The organism is Methanoculleus sp. DTU007 (genome assembly GCF_001512385.1).
Classification (GTDB): domain Archaea; phylum Halobacteriota; class Methanomicrobia; order Methanomicrobiales; family Methanoculleaceae; genus Methanoculleus; species Methanoculleus thermophilus.
The window spans coordinates 29,692-46,394 of sequence record NZ_LFRO01000008.1 but is presented as its reverse complement, the minus strand read 5'-3'; the positions used below and the strand labels follow the sequence as shown (position 1 = coordinate 46,394).

At 60.6% G+C, this 16,703-nt stretch carries 17 protein-coding genes, 1 tRNA gene and 1 pseudogene; 10 read left to right on the top strand and 9 right to left on the bottom strand.

The window, feature by feature from the left end:
* The 5 genes and pseudogenes from ACI94_RS00945 to ACI94_RS00925 all read right to left on the bottom strand — a co-directional run.
* Positions 1-556: pseudogene (locus tag ACI94_RS00945) on the bottom strand (DNA polymerase subunit beta); the annotation flags it as partial.
* 3 nt (positions 557-559) lie between these two features.
* Positions 560-1,135, bottom strand: coding sequence for an L-threonylcarbamoyladenylate synthase (locus ACI94_RS00940; RefSeq protein WP_066957584.1), 576 nt, complete (start codon positions 1,133-1,135; stop codon positions 560-562).
* Positions 1,135-1,812 carry a DUF5612 domain-containing protein gene (locus ACI94_RS00935; RefSeq protein WP_066957586.1) on the bottom strand — a complete coding sequence of 226 codons (678 nt, stop codon included), beginning with the start codon at positions 1,810-1,812 and terminating at the stop codon, positions 1,135-1,137. Before ACI94_RS00935 ends, ACI94_RS00940 begins: the two co-directional genes overlap by 1 nt.
* A gap of 102 nt (positions 1,813-1,914) precedes the next feature.
* Positions 1,915-2,973 carry a flippase-like domain-containing protein gene (locus ACI94_RS00930; protein WP_066957588.1) on the bottom strand — a complete coding sequence of 353 codons (1,059 nt, stop codon included), beginning with the start codon at positions 2,971-2,973 and terminating at the stop codon, positions 1,915-1,917.
* Positions 2,974-3,249: 276 nt separating this feature from the next.
* Positions 3,250-4,464: an FprA family A-type flavoprotein gene (locus tag ACI94_RS00925; RefSeq protein ID WP_286680982.1), complete on the bottom strand. Its 1,215-nt coding sequence runs from the start codon at positions 4,462-4,464 to the stop codon at positions 3,250-3,252.
* 83 nt (positions 4,465-4,547) lie between these two features.
* Here ACI94_RS00925 and ACI94_RS00920 point away from each other — a divergent pair, with 83 nt between their 5' ends.
* The gene (locus ACI94_RS00920; protein ID WP_273259235.1) at positions 4,548-5,363 is read left to right on the top strand and encodes a V4R domain-containing protein; all 816 of its coding nucleotides are present in this window, start codon (positions 4,548-4,550) and stop codon (positions 5,361-5,363) included.
* 137 nt (positions 5,364-5,500) lie between these two features.
* Here ACI94_RS00920 and ACI94_RS00915 read toward each other — a convergent pair.
* A tRNA-Gly gene (locus tag ACI94_RS00915) sits at positions 5,501-5,571 on the bottom strand.
* Positions 5,572-5,908: 337 nt separating this feature from the next.
* Between ACI94_RS00915 and ACI94_RS00910 the strand changes: the two genes are divergently transcribed.
* The 9 genes from ACI94_RS00910 (at position 5,909) to ACI94_RS00870 (ending at position 13,330) form a co-directional block, all read left to right on the top strand.
* Entirely contained in the window at positions 5,909-6,367 is a 459-nt protein-coding gene (locus tag ACI94_RS00910; RefSeq protein WP_066957594.1) for a 30S ribosomal protein S15, read from the top strand.
* Between the two features lie 6 nt (positions 6,368-6,373).
* Positions 6,374-7,591: a DHHA1 domain-containing protein gene (locus tag ACI94_RS00905; RefSeq protein ID WP_066957596.1), complete on the top strand. Its 1,218-nt coding sequence runs from the start codon at positions 6,374-6,376 to the stop codon at positions 7,589-7,591.
* Positions 7,588-7,881: a KEOPS complex subunit Pcc1 gene (locus ACI94_RS00900; RefSeq protein WP_066957599.1), complete on the top strand. Its 294-nt coding sequence runs from the start codon at positions 7,588-7,590 to the stop codon at positions 7,879-7,881. Before ACI94_RS00905 ends, ACI94_RS00900 begins: the two co-directional genes overlap by 4 nt.
* A 4-nt stretch (positions 7,882-7,885) precedes the next feature.
* Positions 7,886-8,479 carry a 30S ribosomal protein S3ae gene (locus tag ACI94_RS00895; RefSeq protein ID WP_066957601.1) on the top strand — a complete coding sequence of 198 codons (594 nt, stop codon included), beginning with the start codon at positions 7,886-7,888 and terminating at the stop codon, positions 8,477-8,479.
* A 58-nt stretch (positions 8,480-8,537) separates the two neighbouring features.
* Complete coding sequence (locus ACI94_RS00890) at positions 8,538-9,026, top strand: hypothetical protein (protein ID WP_150468710.1); 489 nt, start codon at positions 8,538-8,540, stop codon at positions 9,024-9,026.
* A gap of 59 nt (positions 9,027-9,085) precedes the next feature.
* Positions 9,086-10,321 (top strand): 2,3-bisphosphoglycerate-independent phosphoglycerate mutase, encoded by a 1,236-nt coding sequence (locus ACI94_RS00885; RefSeq protein ID WP_066957605.1) that lies wholly within the window; start codon positions 9,086-9,088, stop codon positions 10,319-10,321.
* 17 nt (positions 10,322-10,338) lie between these two features.
* Positions 10,339-11,178, top strand: a complete 840-nt coding sequence (locus tag ACI94_RS00880) for a polymer-forming cytoskeletal protein (RefSeq protein WP_066957607.1) — start codon at positions 10,339-10,341, stop codon at positions 11,176-11,178.
* Between the two features lie 5 nt (positions 11,179-11,183).
* Positions 11,184-12,020: a hypothetical protein gene (locus ACI94_RS00875; RefSeq protein WP_066957609.1), complete on the top strand. Its 837-nt coding sequence runs from the start codon at positions 11,184-11,186 to the stop codon at positions 12,018-12,020.
* A gap of 122 nt (positions 12,021-12,142) precedes the next feature.
* Entirely contained in the window at positions 12,143-13,330 is a 1,188-nt protein-coding gene (locus tag ACI94_RS00870) for an MFS transporter (RefSeq protein WP_273259236.1), read from the top strand.
* A 41-nt stretch (positions 13,331-13,371) separates the two neighbouring features.
* Here ACI94_RS00870 and ACI94_RS00865 read toward each other — a convergent pair whose 3' ends face one another.
* Genes ACI94_RS00865 through ACI94_RS00855 form a run of 3 tightly spaced genes read right to left on the bottom strand, consistent with a single transcriptional unit; the run spans position 13,372 to position 16,686 of the window.
* Positions 13,372-15,384: a DEAD/DEAH box helicase gene (locus ACI94_RS00865; protein WP_066957613.1), complete on the bottom strand. Its 2,013-nt coding sequence runs from the start codon at positions 15,382-15,384 to the stop codon at positions 13,372-13,374.
* Positions 15,381-16,190: a winged helix-turn-helix transcriptional regulator gene (locus tag ACI94_RS00860; protein ID WP_273259237.1), complete on the bottom strand. Its 810-nt coding sequence runs from the start codon at positions 16,188-16,190 to the stop codon at positions 15,381-15,383. The genes ACI94_RS00865 and ACI94_RS00860 overlap by 4 nt, the downstream gene beginning before the upstream one ends.
* On the bottom strand, positions 16,174-16,686 hold the full coding sequence (locus ACI94_RS00855) for an ArsR family transcriptional regulator (protein WP_066957617.1): 513 nt from the start codon (positions 16,684-16,686) through the stop codon (positions 16,174-16,176). Before ACI94_RS00855 ends, ACI94_RS00860 begins: the two co-directional genes overlap by 17 nt.
* Positions 16,687-16,703: the final 17 nt, after the last annotated feature.

Below are 16,703 nucleotides of genomic sequence, written 5' to 3'. Positions count from 1 at the left end.
GCAGGACGAACGCGTCAAACGAGATCTCCGGGACCCTTTTATCGTAGACCTTCCGCCACATCCCCTCGCTCATCGCGGGGATCACCCCCGCCGCCACCAGGTGCCGGAGCTGGCGCTGGGCGGTAAACCAGGCGTCGCCGTAGACCACCATATCGATATCGGAGGCGGCGTTCTCAAGGCCGCAGAGGAGCGAACCCGTGCACCCGAACGAGCCAGCCGGGAGGCTGAAGTGTGAGAGGAGTCTCCTTACCCGATCGTTCCGGGCAGCCACTTTCCCGATCTCCTCCTCCGGTTTATAGACCCGGACTACGTCGCTGTGCGGCACCCGGTGGACTGAATCCAGGTACTCCGGTTTATGCTCCCTGATCCAGGCGAATGCCTCGGAAAAATCGTATTTCCGGTAGCGCCTTCCGGTGGTGCGGCTCACCCGCTCCCCCTCCGTATCGGGGACGTAACGGAGAATACAGCCTACCCGGTCGGAGTTGTCGTAGTTTGAGACCGCATAGAGGCAACCCTCGCGGTCCTCGATAAAATCGCGAAGCCGTATCGTATTCATGGGTTACAGGGCCTCCAGAAACGCTTCCACCTCTTCCCATTCGGTGCCCTTCCGCAGGATGCGCCGACTGGAGAGATCCGCCACCGTGCTCGGCGTGCCCGGGAGCTCGCCACCGTCGACCAGGTAGTCGTGGGGAACGGAGACATCTTCCGGCCGGGTCGGCGGGGCCTCGCCGGAGAGGTTCGCGCTGGTAGCGGTGATGGGGGAGTCAAGCCGGGAGATTATTTCAAGCGCGATCGGGTGGTTGGGCCACCGAATGCCGATAAGACCGCTTCCGCCCGTGAGAGTCTCTGGAAGGCAGGACTTCGCCGGGAGGATCACCGTGACCGGTCCGGGCAGGAACCTGTCGATGAAAGCCCGGGCGGCGTCGTCTACCACCGCGACGGCACGGAGCATCTCCATATCCGAGACCGCAACCGAGATCGGTTTTCCAAGCGGCCGGTTCTTGGCCTCATAGACCCGCATCACTGCATCCTCGGAGAGTGCATCCGCCCCGAGGCCATAGACCGTCTCTGTCGGGTAGACAACGAGCCCATCCCGCTGCAAGACCCGCACAGCCATATCGATCGTCGGCTCCATCAGAACTCACGACCCCGCACACGGTTGATATCAAAGACCCCTTTGCTGCTGACGTGCATCACGGCAAAGACCCCGGCCTGGATGGGATCGGTCACGACCAGGTCGGCATGCTCGGGGACGCTGCCAGCCATCTTGAGGGCGATCACCGGGATACCTGCCGCCCTCACCCGATCCACGGCTCGCGAGACCTCACCGCCCATCAGCGACCCCGCAAGCACCAGGATCGAGGCCCGGGGGAGCCGGGCCACCGCATCCACGGCGAGCGCGAGGTTCTGTTCCCCGACGAGGGGGATTGTGTCGACCGATATCCGCTCACCCCGGATGTTATGGCGGTCCGCCTCGTTCACGGCGCCCATCGCCACCTGTGCCACCTGCGCACCTCCGCCGATGATGATCACCCGTGACCCAAATATCCGGGAGAACGGCGGGTAGAACGTGACGTCAATGACGGACGGGATCTTTGTAAGATCGGCGATAAGGTCTCCATGATTCCCGCATTCCTCAAACTCAAAGTAGAGGTAGGCCTTCCCGGTCTTTGGGCCGGTGGTGATGATAGACTGCTGGATCATCTGGATGTTGGCCTGATAGTCCGCAAGAACCGTAGCCACATCGCGCAGCACGCCAGCCCGATTCTCAGTGATGATGCTTAGGGCATACATATCGGTATCGGTGATCATGATCCTCCCCGCTGGAGAAGCGTACGCTTTTAAATCGTCCGCTAAGCCAGAAAAATTCGTTCATATTCTACGTTAATCGATAGATCTTAGTCTCATAAAGGGTTATAGGTTTTCAATACGGCTGGAACCGGTCTCCCCCCTCGCGGTAACGACGCCCGCAAGAAGCCCAAGGGGTATATTGAGGTAGTAGAGGAAGAGACGCCAGAGAAGAACGAAGATGCCGAGAAGATAGGCGGGTACGAACTGGCTATAGAGCGTTGCGGCACCGAACTCTGCAACTCCGGCCGATCCCGGTAAAAGCGGAATGATGGCGACCATCTGAAGAATTACCTGGAAAAGGAGCGATTCCAGAAGAGAAGGCGGCAGCCCGAGAGCAACCAGCAGGGCCGATGCGACGGAGAAGTAGAGAACCCATTCGAGGAACGTGAGCACGAGTGCTCCGCCGACCGCCCGCCGGCCGGCCCGTGCAAATCGGGATGAGCCTGCGATGAACGCCTCGGTCTCGCGGTCGATCCGTTCGGTGAGCGGTTCTGCACCCTCCGCCCCGGGACAGAACCGGAGCCAGCGCCGACTCCGGCTGCACCGATCGATCACCCGGGTGGCAATACCGCCCATTACCCGCTTCGCAAGCGCCGGCCGGCGGGTAAGGGCGATGAGGCCCAGCAAAAGACCAAGCACGATGAGCAGGAAGACCGCCACAGGATAGAGGACGGTTGCGGCAAGATAGCCCCAGAGGTGCTGAAGGAGGGAAAGTGCCACAAGGGTGAGAGAGATAAAGACAACAAGGTCGAGCACCCTCTCCGCGACGGCGACGGCAACGGCATCCCCGAGAGAGAGCCCGGTGCGCGAGAGCCGGTGGATCCTGACGGGTTCACCGCCCACCTGTCCGGGAGTGATCGAGCCGGCGAAGAGCGAGAGGAGCTGGATGGTCGTGAGGCTCCCAAACGGCACCGTGTAGCCGAGACCGCGGCAGAGGACCTGGATCCGCGCCACGCGACAGAGGATTGCCGCCGCACGGAGCCCGAGAGCGATGAGAATGGCGGTGATGCTTGCCTCCCCGAGGTAAGCCCGCGTCTCGGGTGTGAGGGTCACCGCAAGCAGGATTGCGAGGGCAGCGCCGCTGATCAGAAGCGAGAGGACGATCCAGAACCGGTTCTTCATGCCAGTCACGTCTCCCCTCTCAATCAACCATCCCGGCCAACAGCCCCGGCTCAAGGCCGGGGGCTCCCCGGCCCACGATCCCGAACAGAAGGATCATGCGAGGGAGAGTGTTACCAGGGGTAAAAAGCGTATCCACCCCGAAGATGGATGTGAAGAGGAGCCGGACAATCACGGCTCTCCCGCACCGGCATGATCGGGTCTAAAAGAGGTATGCCGCCCAAAAAGGGCGACTATCGTCCTGGATCCGGACGTACAGGCTTTAGTTTTGAAGGGGCGTCACCGTGACCGAACCTTTCGTGCCACGCTTCGTCCAAACTCGTAAGCCCGGGCGAGTTCGTCGGCATCCGGGCGGTAGTTCACCTGGAACCCGCCTTCGATCACCTCAATCCCGGCAGCCTTCAGGAGCTCGTTCGCTTGGGCAACCGCACCGCCCATACCGCCGTGCGACCCGAACGCGCACCCGATCTTCTTTGTCCCGAGACGGCCCGGCCGCAGCCCCCGGAGGTAACTCAGGAAACCCGCCACCGTGGGAAGGACCTCGTCCTGGAGCGTCGGGGACCCGATGAGGACCGCCTTTGAGTCGAGCACCTCGGTGACGACGTCGCTTCGGTGCGTTCCCTCGTGGCGGCCGTCGCGGAGGAGGCAGACCCGGACGTCGACGCCCTCTGCCATGACGCCCTCGGCTATAGCCTTCGCCATCATGCCCGTCGAGCCGTGCATGGTATCGTAGACGATCGTGACCTTGTCCTTTGAGACGCCACGGCTCCAGTCGGTATAGGCCTTGAGGATATCGCCGGCATATGTCCGCCAGATGACCCCGTGGCTCGGTGCGATCATCTTGATATCGATCCCGAGAGCGCCGACCTCGTCGAGTTTCTTCAAGACCTTCGGCGCAAGCGGTATGATCAGGTTCGCAAAGAACTTCTGCGCGTGGGCCAGCGCCACGTCTCTTCCGAGTTCATCGTCGAACCGGGCGGCACTTGCGACATGTTGGCCGAAGGCATCGTTCGGGAAGAGGATGGCGTCCTCCGCGAGGTAGGTGAACATCGAGTCGGGCCAGTGGAGCATCGGCGCCTCAAGGAACGTGAGCGTCTTCCCGCCGAGATCAAGAGTATCCCCGGTCTTCACGACCCGGATGTTCCAGCCGGTCGTATCGTAGTGGCGGGCGAGACCCTCTTTCGCCCGTTCCGTGCAGTAGATCGGGACATCGGGCATCCGCCGCACGAACTCGGGCAGGGTGCCGGAGTGGTCCATCTCGATGTGGTTCACGATGATGTAGTCGATCGTAGCGGGGTCGCAGATGGACTTAATGCGGCCGAGGACCTCCTCCTCGAACCCGCCGTAGGCGCCGTCGATCAGCGCAGTCTTCTCACCCTGAACGAGGTAGGCGTTATAGGTCGTTCCCGGGAGCGTGTATCCATGGTACTCTCTAAGATTCCAGTCGATCGCCCCGACCCAGTGGACACCGGGGGCAAGTTCTTTGGCTATCATTTTTATCCCTCATATAGTTCTACAATATACGAACGTTCTATTGTATCCGAACATTTGATATATCTTCCTTTCGATCTTATTCCATGGAAAGTGAGATCACCCGCAGAGGCAAAGCCGGGCGGCCGAGACCGAACCGGGAGATAGATCTCTACTCGACACCCGGAGGAACGCGGGCTGTCGAAAACCCGGTACGGCGGGCGATTCTTGCGGCACTCAGGGAACGGGAGCATACGTTTGAAGAGATCGTCGATCTAGCCGGGCGGGCCAAATCAACGATCTCGGTGCACCTCCGCGACCTTGTCGCGGCGGGCGTGGTCGGGTCCCGGGTCGATCCGGAGGACGCCCGGAGAAAGATCTTCCACCTCACCGGTGGCCTCGTCGCTAGCGTCTCGCCACAAGATCGTCTGGATGATGAGATCACCGCCTACGCAGGCACGTACCGGCCCGGATCCAGTGACCCCTATACGTTCTACCGGCTGGCCTTCCGGACGATACGGGTCGCGCTCATGCAGGAGGGAGTCCTCCTCGACCCGCTGCTCACCCGGGCCGGGGAGCGGATAGGAGAGGAACTCTACCCGGCGGTTGCCGGCCCCGATACGGAAGCGTTCTGCACCAACATCGCCAGGTTCTGGGAGGAGCATCGCCTTGGCCGAGTCGAAGTCGCGGGAACCGGACCGCTCACGCTCCTGGTCTACGACTGCTTCGAGTGCGCCGATCTCCCCGTAACCGGAAAACCCGCATGCGCCTTCGACTCCGGAATCCTCCGTGCGCTCTTCACCCGCCACTACGGGCGGCCGACGGCGGCGATTGAGACCCGATGCTACGCGATGGGGTTCGACCACTGCCGGTTTGAGGTGGTGCCGGAGGTGACGCAAGAATTGGAGAATCTGCCCGCATAGAAACGGCCCCATCCCGCCACAATCTCGGCCGCGTTCACGCCGCTACGTCCAGGACTCGATACAGCGTATACACGGCAACGGGAATGCCGATGACCGTCAGGATAGAATGGAACCGAGAAAAGAGACGGAAAAACCAATGCGATAGCCGGGAATCGAACCCGGGCTAGAGGCTTGGGAAGCCCCTGTCCTACCGCTAGACTACTATCGCTCCGGTATCATTACATGTTAACCGGAGAGATAATAAAGATTCGGCTCCCGCCGCAAGCGGGATGCGAGCGTGACGGCGGACCCCCTCCCCCCGGGCGACCGGGACACGGCCGCTCGCACGACGGGAGCCGCAAACCGATTCTCCATCCAGGATCCGCGCGCTTTCGATACCCTTAAGATTCCTCCCGGTAAACATGATGCAGCACTTGCATGTGCTGGCTATGGTAAGTCCGACGTGCTCCCGAAAGCACTGCCCTCTCGGGCTTGGGATTACAGAGATTAGTCAGTAAAAGACTCTTTTCTGGACTTAACATAGCGTATCTAACGGAGGTGTATGAATGGCAAGAATGTATGCTCGGCGCCGCGGAACCAGCGGTTCCGTCCGACCCTACCGGAAGGAAACTCCCGAGTGGTCCAACACGGATACAGCGGAGATCGAGAAGATCATCATCGATCTTCGCAAAGACGGCCTCTCGGCCAGCCAGATCGGCCTCGTGCTGCGGGACAGATATGCCGTCCCTGATGTCAAACTCGCCACGGGCAAGCGGATAACGGAGATCCTCCGCGAAAAAGGTCTCGAATCGGAGATCCCCGAAGATCTCAGAGACCTGATGCGGAAAGCGCTCAGGATGAGGAAACACCTGGCGGAGAACAAAAAAGACAAGCTCAACGCGCGCCAGCTCCAGGTCGCGGAGTCCAAGGTGCGCAGACTGGTCAAGTACTACACCAAGTCCGGACGGCTGCCGAAAGACTGGACCTACAGACCGGAGACTGCTGAGATCCTGCTATCGCGCTGATGATCCATGTCGCTTGACGTTGCTGTTGCAGAACTCGCCGATCACCTGCTAAAGCAGGAGTTTGTGGAGGTGCTGGCGCACCACGATGCGGACGGTATAGCCGCCGCGTCCATCCTCTGCCACGCCATGTACCGCAAGGGCATGCAGTTCCGGCTGAGGATCCGCCCGGTCATCACCACGGCGGACGTGCCGCGCGACAGCAGCGTACTTCTCTGCGACTTCGGATCAGCACTCCCGGATCTCTCCAGCGACGTGATGGTGGTGGACCACCATATGCCCCACTTCGAGGGCGAGTACCACGTCAACCCGCGTCTCGAGGGAATCGACGGCGATCGGAACCTCTCGGCAGCCGGCGCAGCATACCTTGTCGCACAGCGCATGGGAGACAACCGCGACCTCGCGGGGCTTGCGCTTCTCGGGATCCTCGGCGACGGTCAGGAGATTGAAGGGCCGAATCGGGAGATCGTGAATGAAGGCATCGCAAACGGGTTCATCACGCCCAACCGGGGCCTCCGCCTCGCGGGGAGGGGCCTGGTGGAGCAACTCGCGCTCGCCCTCAACCCCTACCTCGACGGGCTCTCAGGCACTCCCGAGACCGCCCGCACACTGGTCGCGCAGGTCACAGACGAAGACGACGTTGACTATGAGACCCTCCTCTCCCGGATCGTCCTTGCAACCGCTCCGCAGGCATCGCTCTCCGCACTCTGCGGGCTCTGGGGTACCACCTACAGCCTCGGGCGGGAAGTGATCGACGAGGCCATGAACCTTGCCGCCGTCGTCGATGCATGCGGCAAGACGGGATGCGGCGACATCGGCGCATCACTCTGCCTCCGTTCGACCCACGCGCTCCAGGAAGCCTGGGAGATCGCCGTCCGCTATCGACAGGCGGTCATCTCCAGCATCCAGAGGGCGCGCCGCCTTGACGAGCGTCTTGCTCTCTTTGAGGTGGACGATGGAACGGTGACAAGCGACGTCGCGGATGCGCTCGCAAACGACCTCACCCAGAGCGGTCCCGTCTTTGTCATCGGAGAGAGGGAGGGACAGTGCCATATATCAGCGCGCTGCCCTCCGGGGATCGACCTCGACCTCGAAGCACTGATGCGGAGGCTCGCTGAAGAATGCGGTGGCCAGGGCGGTGGGCATCACCGGAGAGCCGGGGCCAATATCGCTGCCGATCAGGTAGAGAAGTTTAAGCAGGGTCTCCTGGAGGCGGTGCCCGCATGATCCGAATCGAAGGTTTCATCGAGACGCCGCACAGGCATCCCCAGTGCGTCGCAGCAGCGCTCGAGCCCGATAACCTTACCCTGATCAGAACCTACCCGATTGAGGGAGGGGTTCGGGCCGAGATCGATGGAACCAAACTCCGATCGATCACCGCCTCGGTGGACGACTACCTCATGAACCTGGCGATAGCGGAGGAGGTATGCACCTGCGCTTCGAAACGGCGGGAGAACCTCGGGAGTGATGATGCTAACCCATCGGGACTGAGGAGCGAGAAAATCAGAAGGAAGTGATACCATGGCAAAGAAGAAACAGGTTGGAAGAAGAGTTGAAGGCTGGAAGGCCAAGAAGTGGTACCGTGTCTTTGTGCCCGACAGCTTCGGTAAAGTTGAGATCGGCGATACCATCTCTGCCGATCCCGAGAACATGATCGGCCGGGTTATGACCGCAACACTCGGTGAGATTGTGCAGGACTACTCAAAGTCCCACATCAAGATGAAGTTCAAGATCAACAACGTTGCCGGCGATGCCGCATACACCGAGTTCGTCGGGCATGAAGTGACCCGGGACTACCTCCGGTCGATGGTGAAGCGGCGGGCATCCCGCATTGACACCATCCACCCGATCATCAGCAAGGACGGCAAACTGCTCCGGGTGACCGTCGTCTGTCTCACCCTCTCGAGGGCCGATCAGAGCCAGGTCCACGCCGTGCGGCAGGCAATCTCGCAGGCCCTCACCGCCCGTGCGGCGGAGAGCGACTTTGAGACCCTGGTCAAGGATATCGTCTCCGGGGATATGGCCCGCGATATCTTCAAGGTCGCAAAGGAGATTTACCCGATCCGCCGGGTCGAGATCACCAAGTCCAAACTCGAGCAGATCGCAACTGTATAAGGGCGGCTGCTCCCCCCATTTTTCTATCCGCACCAACGTTGCTCTTCTCCCCGTCGCGATGTTGGATCGATACAAAGAGTATATACTCTATGACCGGGTATACCCCCGCACAAAGGCGTCCAGGGAGGTGAAGATGGTGACGGTCAAAGAGCAGGCTACAGAGACGCGGTCAAGTGATCAGGTTATCCCAAACCAGGATCACCCAGAGAAACAGCAGAGGATAGCCCATGGGGTTATCAGAGGAATGCTCGTTCAGTTTTACCGGGAGTGGACAACTTTTCGGAGCGGCGCGAGCGGCGGGACCAGCATGCTCGCGGCAAACGCGCTGCTTGACCGGCACTCGCATCAGATCCACGATGCCGTGTGCGACGTGGAGGCGATCATCGGTGACGATATCGCAGTGGAGATCCGGTGCCTCTCGGCCGATATGATCGAGACGACCAATATCCTCATCATGCTCGGCTGTGAGGAGGAATGCTACAGGCGCGGGGACGCTCTTGCGAAGAGGTGTCTTGCGCTGCAGAGAATGGTCGATGCGGCCCGGTGAGCAGTACCATCTCTGCTCACCGGGAAGAGTAATCAGGTTCGCGATCTCACCTGTTTCCGATGATTGCTCACAAAGTGTTATTTGTGGTGCTGGACGGGGTATCCGACCGTCCCTGTGATGCGTTGAACGGATTGACGCCGCTTGAGGCTGCAAAGACTCCGGTCCTCGATCGGATCGCAGCCGAAGGGATCTGCGGGATCATGGACTCCGTTGCCCCGGGGATCCGCCCTGGCTCCGATACCTCTCACCTTGCCCTGCTCGGTTACCCGCCGCAGGAGTACTACACCGGCCGTGGGCCGCTCGAGGCCGAGGGAACCGGGATCCACATGACCGCCGGGATGATCGGGTTTCGGTGCAACTTCGCCACGGTCGACGAAAACGGCCTCATCACCGACCGCCGGGCAGGGCGGATCTCCGGGACCGCGCCGCTTGCAGAGGCCATCCGGGAGGAAGTCGACCTCTCGGCGCTTGGCGTCGAGTTCAGGTTCGAGTCGGGTGCCGGCCACCGTGCAGCCCTCGCCCTTTCAGGAGTTGGGCTCGGGGATAAGGTCTCCTCGAACGACCCAAAGAAGGAGGGGGTGAAACCGCCGGCCGTCAAGCCCTGCACCGATGATCCGGCGGATAAGAAGACTGCCGAAGCCTGCAACGAGTTTATCCGGCAGTCATCGAAGGTCCTCTACGATCACCCGCTGAATATCAAACGGATGGAAGAGGGGCTCCCGCCCGCAAACCTCCTCCTGATCCGGGGCGCCGGAAAGATGGGCAAGTTCCCGCAATTTTCGGAGCGCTATGGTCTTTCCGGGAGCGTCATCTCCGCCGCGACGCTTATTACCGGGATCGGGAAGGTCGTGGGGCTCGAACATATCCCGGTGCCCGGAACGACCGGGTCGGTCAACTCCGATCTCAACGCCAAAGTGAAGGCGGCACTCGGTGAGCTTGAACGGAAAGACTTCGTCCTGATGAACATCAAAGGAGCGGACGAGGCCGGTCATGATGGGAAAGGCATCCAGAAACGCGACTTCATCGAGGTTATCGATGCAGCACTCGAACCGCTGCTTGATCTCCCAGATACCCTGCTCGTCATCTGCGCCGATCACAGCACACCGTGCTCGATAAAGGATCACAGCGCCGATCCCGTGCCGGTCGTCATCAGAGGACCCGGGGTCAGGGTGGATCGGAACACCCGGTTCGATGAGATCTCGTGCGCCGAAGGAGGCCTCCACCGCATCCGTGGCCTCGATCTCATGCCGATAGTCCTGGATCTAATTAATAAGAGTCATAAGTATGGCGCATGAAGATTATACCAGGTTAAATGGGATCGACCGAAGAGCGCGACTGGATCAGGGCATGCACACTCCCGGATAAGACTGAACTCCAGGAGCGAACGCTCAAGACCGATCGGGATATCGTCATCGGTGAGCGGTCGCGGATCGATTACGGTCTTCAGGGCAACGAGGTCGTGGTCTGTGAGTTCTGCAAGATCAACGGCAACATTCTTGCCACCGGCGACGTCCGGATAGACAACTGGTGCGAGATCGGCGGGGATGTCGTCGTGGAGGGAGACGCCTACCTTGGCGAGGGAGTGAAGATCCAGGGCAAACTCGTCGTCAAAGGCGACCTCGATATCGGGGATAACGTCCAGATTGAGCGCGGGTTCGAGGCAAAGGGCTGGATATCCATCCGCAACCCCATGCCGGTCATCATCTACATCGTGATGTACCTGGTGGCCGTCCTCGGGATCGAGAGGGAGGACGAACTCGACTCCGTCCTCCAGAAACTCTTTGGTGAGGAGGAGAACCCCGCCGCCACCCCGCTGATGATCCCGACCGGTGCCATCCTCGATATGCAGACGTTCTCGGTCCCGGAGAAGATGATCGTCGGATCTGGATGCCGGCTGCACGGAAACATCCGCGCCGCCTCGATCGCGGTCCGGGAGGAGACGACGATCTTTGGAAGCCTGCATGTGCGGGAGGGCGCGAGCATCGCACGAGGTTCGGTCATTCACGGTGAGATCCAGAGCGACGGCGATGTGACTATCGAGCAGGGCGGGCACATCCTCGGAAACATATCCTGCCGGTGCCTCACCCTGCACGAGGATGCCCGTGTGGATGGGGTCATCCGGGCGCCGGGAGGACTGAAGATTGAGAGGTGAGCAGCATGAGGATTGCAGAGATTCTTGAGGTCGACGGGTGCCGGCTGGTTGAACCGTCGTTTGCGGAACTGACAGAAGACATTTACACGACGTTGCTGCTCCAGGGAAGACCGGACGAGGCCCGGCTTCTCGTGGACGAGAACGAGGATCCCCTTGCGCTCGCGCTGCACGACGACGGGGGCTGGCAAGCAGCATCGTTCCTCTTTCGGGATCCGACTCTTGCCGCCGTTGAGTGCTTCGAGGCCGTCGGCGGCGATATCTACCAGGAGAGCCGGGAGGCGTGGCTCTCGGCGGTCCGCGCGTACTACTGTGCAGAACTTCTGGCAGCCACCACGCCGGCTCTTGAAGACCTGCGTTCCGACCGGATAGAGATGATCCGGGATCTTACGAGAGAGGTATGGGGCAATCGCGCCGGAACCCTCTGCCTCGACTGTTGTTGTGGGTCGGGTGTCGGTTCTACGGCCCTTCAGGCGGAAGGGATACGCACACTCGCCTACGACAACGACCCCGCGCTCCTCGCGCTCGGCCTCTCGAAAGGTCGCCTCGTGCCGGAAGACACCATGTGCATCGATGCCCGGGCGGCTTCCCGCTACATTGCACCAGTGCCGCTCGGTGCCGCGTTCATGGCCGGAGAGATCTATACCTACAATACCGACCTCTGGAAGCCGATCGTCACCGAGCTCCTCTCCCTCACCGATGAAACACTGATCACGCTCGGCACAGAGGCCGAAGCAGCCCGGGTTCGAGAGTGGTGCACCGGGCAGGGGCGAGAGGTCGAAGTCTTCGAGAACCAGCGGGATCCCATCTACGACCGATGGTGTTGCGTCGCAAGACGAACTTGATATCGGCAGATAGTCTGGCCAATATATAAGTCGGAGTATCCCCTACCCTTTTTCCCGCAATTGTGACGCATCAGCCGCGGTCCAGGTTCTGCGGCTTTGATCTTCAATCTGGTGTCATCTGCATGAATACAGCCAAACGAATATACAACGTCTTATTCATCTCCGTCTTCGCCACCATGCTAGGGCTGGGTGTCGTCAGCCCGCTGCTCCCCATTTATGCAGAGAACCTGGGTGCGACCGGCATATGGCTCGGAATCATCTTCTCGGCCTTCGCGCTCTCCCGGTCGGTCTTCATGCCCATCATCGGACGGATCTCCGATCGACGGGGGAGGAAGTGGATCATCCTCATCGGCATGTTCGCGTACGCCGTCTTCTCACTCGCTTACCTCATCGTCGATAACGTCTACTCCCTCACGGCCGTCCGTTTCGCTCACGGGATTGCGTCCGCGATGGTTGTCCCGATAGCCATGGCTTATATCGCCGACCTCTCGGAAAAGGGCAAGGAGGGAAGCCATATGGGGAACTTCTCCATATCGATGTTCCTCGGTCTCGGGATGGGACCGCTGCTCGGCGGATTCTTGAACGATGGGTTCGGCATGGCGTCGGTCTTCTACGTCATGGCCGCGCTCTCGGCGTTCGCCACGCTCCTCGTCGCCGTCTCCCTTCCAGAGGCGAGACCGGGGAGGTTTGCTCCCCAGAGCAGAGAGACCGCCCCCGCGCGGGAGATCTTTGGGCTCCCGGTGATGAGAGGAGTCCTGATCTTCACCCTCATCAGCGCTCTCGGCCGCGGTGGGATGATGGTCTTCATTCCCGTCTTCGCGCCGCTGGTCGCGATCAGCCCGTCTGAAGTGGGGATCATCCTCTCTGTGAACACCTTCCTGATGGCGTTCCTCCAGGTGCCGATAGGGAGGATAACCGATAAAGGGAACAAAGTGGCCCTGATCGTCATCGGGTCCGCGGTAGCGGCAGTGGCGCTTGCCGTAATCCCGCTCTCCAGGTCGTTCTGGTCGTTGCTCGTGATCACCGCGATCATCGGCGTCGGGGGTGCCATCCAGCAGCCGTCGATCATGGCCCTGACTGTCGATGCAGGCCGGACCATCGGGATGGGGACCTCGATGGGCGCTTACAACACAACCTTCGGGATAGGCATGATCCTCGCTCCGCTCATCGGAGGCATCTTTATGGACTTTATAAGCATCGACGCTGTCTTTTATGTCAGCGGGGCAATAAGCCTTCTCGCAACCGTTGTCTTTGCGGTGATGATGCAGAAGAGTGCTCGTCAGGACGTCGGTAAAGAAAGCCCCGGATAGGATGACCTCATCCACTCCGGGTCTTGGCGGGGAGAATCACCTTACGGCGTCACCTCCTCCTCGGCGCACTCGAGTTCTGCGACGATCTCGGCCGCATCGTCCACCTGCCGGACGAGATCCCTGATCTCTATCAGGCGCTCGGCACCGATGAAGTGCTCCGCCATCACCCGGGCCATATCGGTGAGCTCGATCCGGCCCGCCCGCCGTCGAACCAGCCCGTAGTCGAGAAGGGTGGGGAGGGCCGGCTCCAGCGTCCCGACCATCGTGTGGTTCATCCGGATGATCTCCTGTTCGTCGCCGCCGCAGACAACGGCGTTTGCAACGAACTCTTCCGTGCTCTGCTCCATATCATACTCGGGTGCAACCTCCTCCATCTCACCCCGCAAAAGACCGATGGCAACCTCTTCCTCGGTCTTTCCGGAAGTCCGGGAGTATGACCCTCCCGGCTCAGCCAGGATGACCACCCGGCCGAGGTCGTGGAAGTCCGGCCGGCCCGCCCGGCCCATCATCTGGTGAAACTCCTGAACGCTGAGCCACTGGATGCCCATCGCAAGGGCGTCAAAGATCACCTGAGAGGCCGGAAAATCGACGCCGGCGGCAAGCGCTGCCGTAGTGACCACGGCAGCGATCTCGCCGTTCGCAAACCGTTGCTCCACGTCCCGACGCTCCTGAGAGGTCAGTCCCGCGTGATACGGAGCAGCCATCTTTCCAAGGGCGTCGGCAATGACATGGCACCGGGCCCGGGAGTTGGTGAAGACGATCGTCTGGCCCCGGTAGCCTTTCGACGACCGCATCTTGTACTCCTCGGCAACCATCTGCTTGATGAACGAGATCTTCTTGGACCGCTCAAGGAAGATGAGATGCCGCTCGAGCGGGACGGGACGATCTGCGTATCGAATGAGGTTTGCCCGGAGTTTCTCGGCAAGCAGCCCGGGAGCACCGATTGTAGCAGAGAGGTAGAGGAACTGAGCATCGGGAGCGATGTACTTGAGCCGGGCAATCAACCCGTCGAGGCGGTGCCCACGCTCGGGGTCCTCGAGCGTCTGGACCTCGTCGATGACGACGGTCCCGATATCTTTGAGCGGCCTCCCGGTCCGGAGAGCGTGGTCGATTCCCTCGTAGGTCCCCACCACGACAGGAGCGTTGAGATCCCGGTCCCCTGCCGGCCGGGTCTCGGGGAGATTGAGGCGGCTCACCCCCACCTGGAGGGAAACCCGGACAAGGTGGCCGTAGCGGTCGCGGAACCGCTGGTATTTCTGGTTGGCAAGCGCGACAAGCGGAACCAGGAAGAGCATCCTTCCACGGCCTTCGAGGAAGTTCTTCATCCCGGCCATCTCCCCGATGAAGGTCTTACCGCTCGCTGTTGCAGAGACGACGAGGAGATGCTGGCCCTCGAGAAGCCCCCCCTGGACAGCGAGCTGCTGGACGGGCATCAGGTACTCAACCCCGGCAGCCTTTGTGAACGCGGGGGGCAGCGCGAGCTCTGTGACATGGGCGGTCTTTTGGACCACATGCGCCTCCAGCCGGTCAAAGAGGGTCCGCTGCCGGTCAGGGTGATCCGGCCCGATGGATGCCAGCACCCGGTCAAGATCCCGAACCTGGGCGAGAAGTTTTTCGAGGTGGACGAGCACCGAACCGCCAAACCTCCCAAGATAACCGAGTTCCCGGCGCATCTCGCGTTTTGCGCAGTCCATACAGATCCACTCCCCGCCGTACCGGACCCCGGTTGCTTTATCGACGGGGACGAACCGGTCTTCGAGCTGGCAGAACCGGCAGATATCAATCCGCGACGACGGGATCTGCAGATCGGCCAGGAACGACTCAAACTCCGGGCTCTCCGCCGCAAGGAGGACTGACGACCGGCGCAGCATCGTGATGAGCTCACGGGTGGGAGTGGGCTTGAGTTGTTTGCCCCGCCTGCGCATCTTGAAGTTCTTCGGGCGATGACCCTTCGGGGTTTTGGTCAGATCGACGAACCCGGAACCCTGAACATGCCCGCTCTCAACGAACAACAGTTTGTACGTGCCTTTCTGGGGCTGGACGATAACCTTCATGGTGCGATCAGGTCGTGGATCGTGTAGGCGAGCCCCACCGTCTCCAGTCGCTTGAGAAAATCAGTAAACTCCTCATCAACAATAAGGATTGCGCACTCACGGCCATGGAACGCCGCCTCTATGACACCCTCGCGGGAGCCAAAGAACATATCCGGCTCGATGTCTGCCTTCTTGAGAGCCACATACGACTCGAGGCCGACAGCGGCCACGACCTCGGCGTTGCGGATGACATCCCTGAGGAGATCCGTGCGGACCTTCCTGGATCCGCCGAGCTCCACTCGCGGCACTTTGCAGACATGGATGAGCCCCTCCTCATGATCGATGATGCCGTTTAACTGAGCAACGCCGAGATCCTCACCGGGCTGGGCATCCATCGTCGCGATCCCGGTGGCGCTCCGCTCCTCTTTCGCCGCATAGAGCCAGCCGTCCTGCATGAAGACACCGACTCTGTCCCCCTTCCGGATCTCCTCGCGGGCGATGGCTGTCCAGACTGCCACCTGCTGAATGATGTCGCGGTTGACGTGGCGGGCGTACGATTCAAGAGCCTCGGCGTGCCGCAGGACCCACTCGATCCCGCTCTTCGTCACCTCGTATCGACCTCGGCCATGAGCGGTGACGAGCCCTTCATCCACCAGCTCCCGGATGTACTCGGAGACTGCCTGGGGTGTCACACCAAGTTTCTCGGCGATCTCCTGCTGGCGAATGGCCGGCTGGTGCTCCGCAATCTCCACCAGGATCTGGAACCGCGTCGCCTCTCGTTTACTGCGCAGGATGACGTAAAGGGGATCTTCACTGAGGCCGGTCAAGCAACACCATTCCCTGCCCTTTCACATCGAGACTGGGGATCCTCTTCGCCAGCCCCTTGATGAAGATCGGACTGACTCCATATTTTCTAGATATATCGCCGATCGAGGTAGTCCCTGCCGAGATCTCCTGCTCAACCGAATCCACGATCGCACGAAGGCTCTCGTCGTTAGAGATGGCGATGTGCAGCAGGTCTCCGATATCCCCCATGGAACACTGAAAATTTGCCCTGAATTTGCTGTATGTCGTCCGGTATTCCTTCATCGGCTTCTGGCCGGGCTTGGGCATCCGCCACTGCTCTTCGATCAGGTTTCCTTTCTTGAGAATGGAGAGGCACTCAGTCACCACCGAGGCATCAACATACGCCCCCAGTTCCTCCTCGGTCAGCCAGGCCTTGTTTAAGAGATCGTAGATCTTTTTATAGTCCGCATTATTGAATGTTATTAGAAGAGGAACCAGTTCAACCGGATCGTTAAGAATCTTAATATGTCCTGTCAATGCGATACCCTATTACT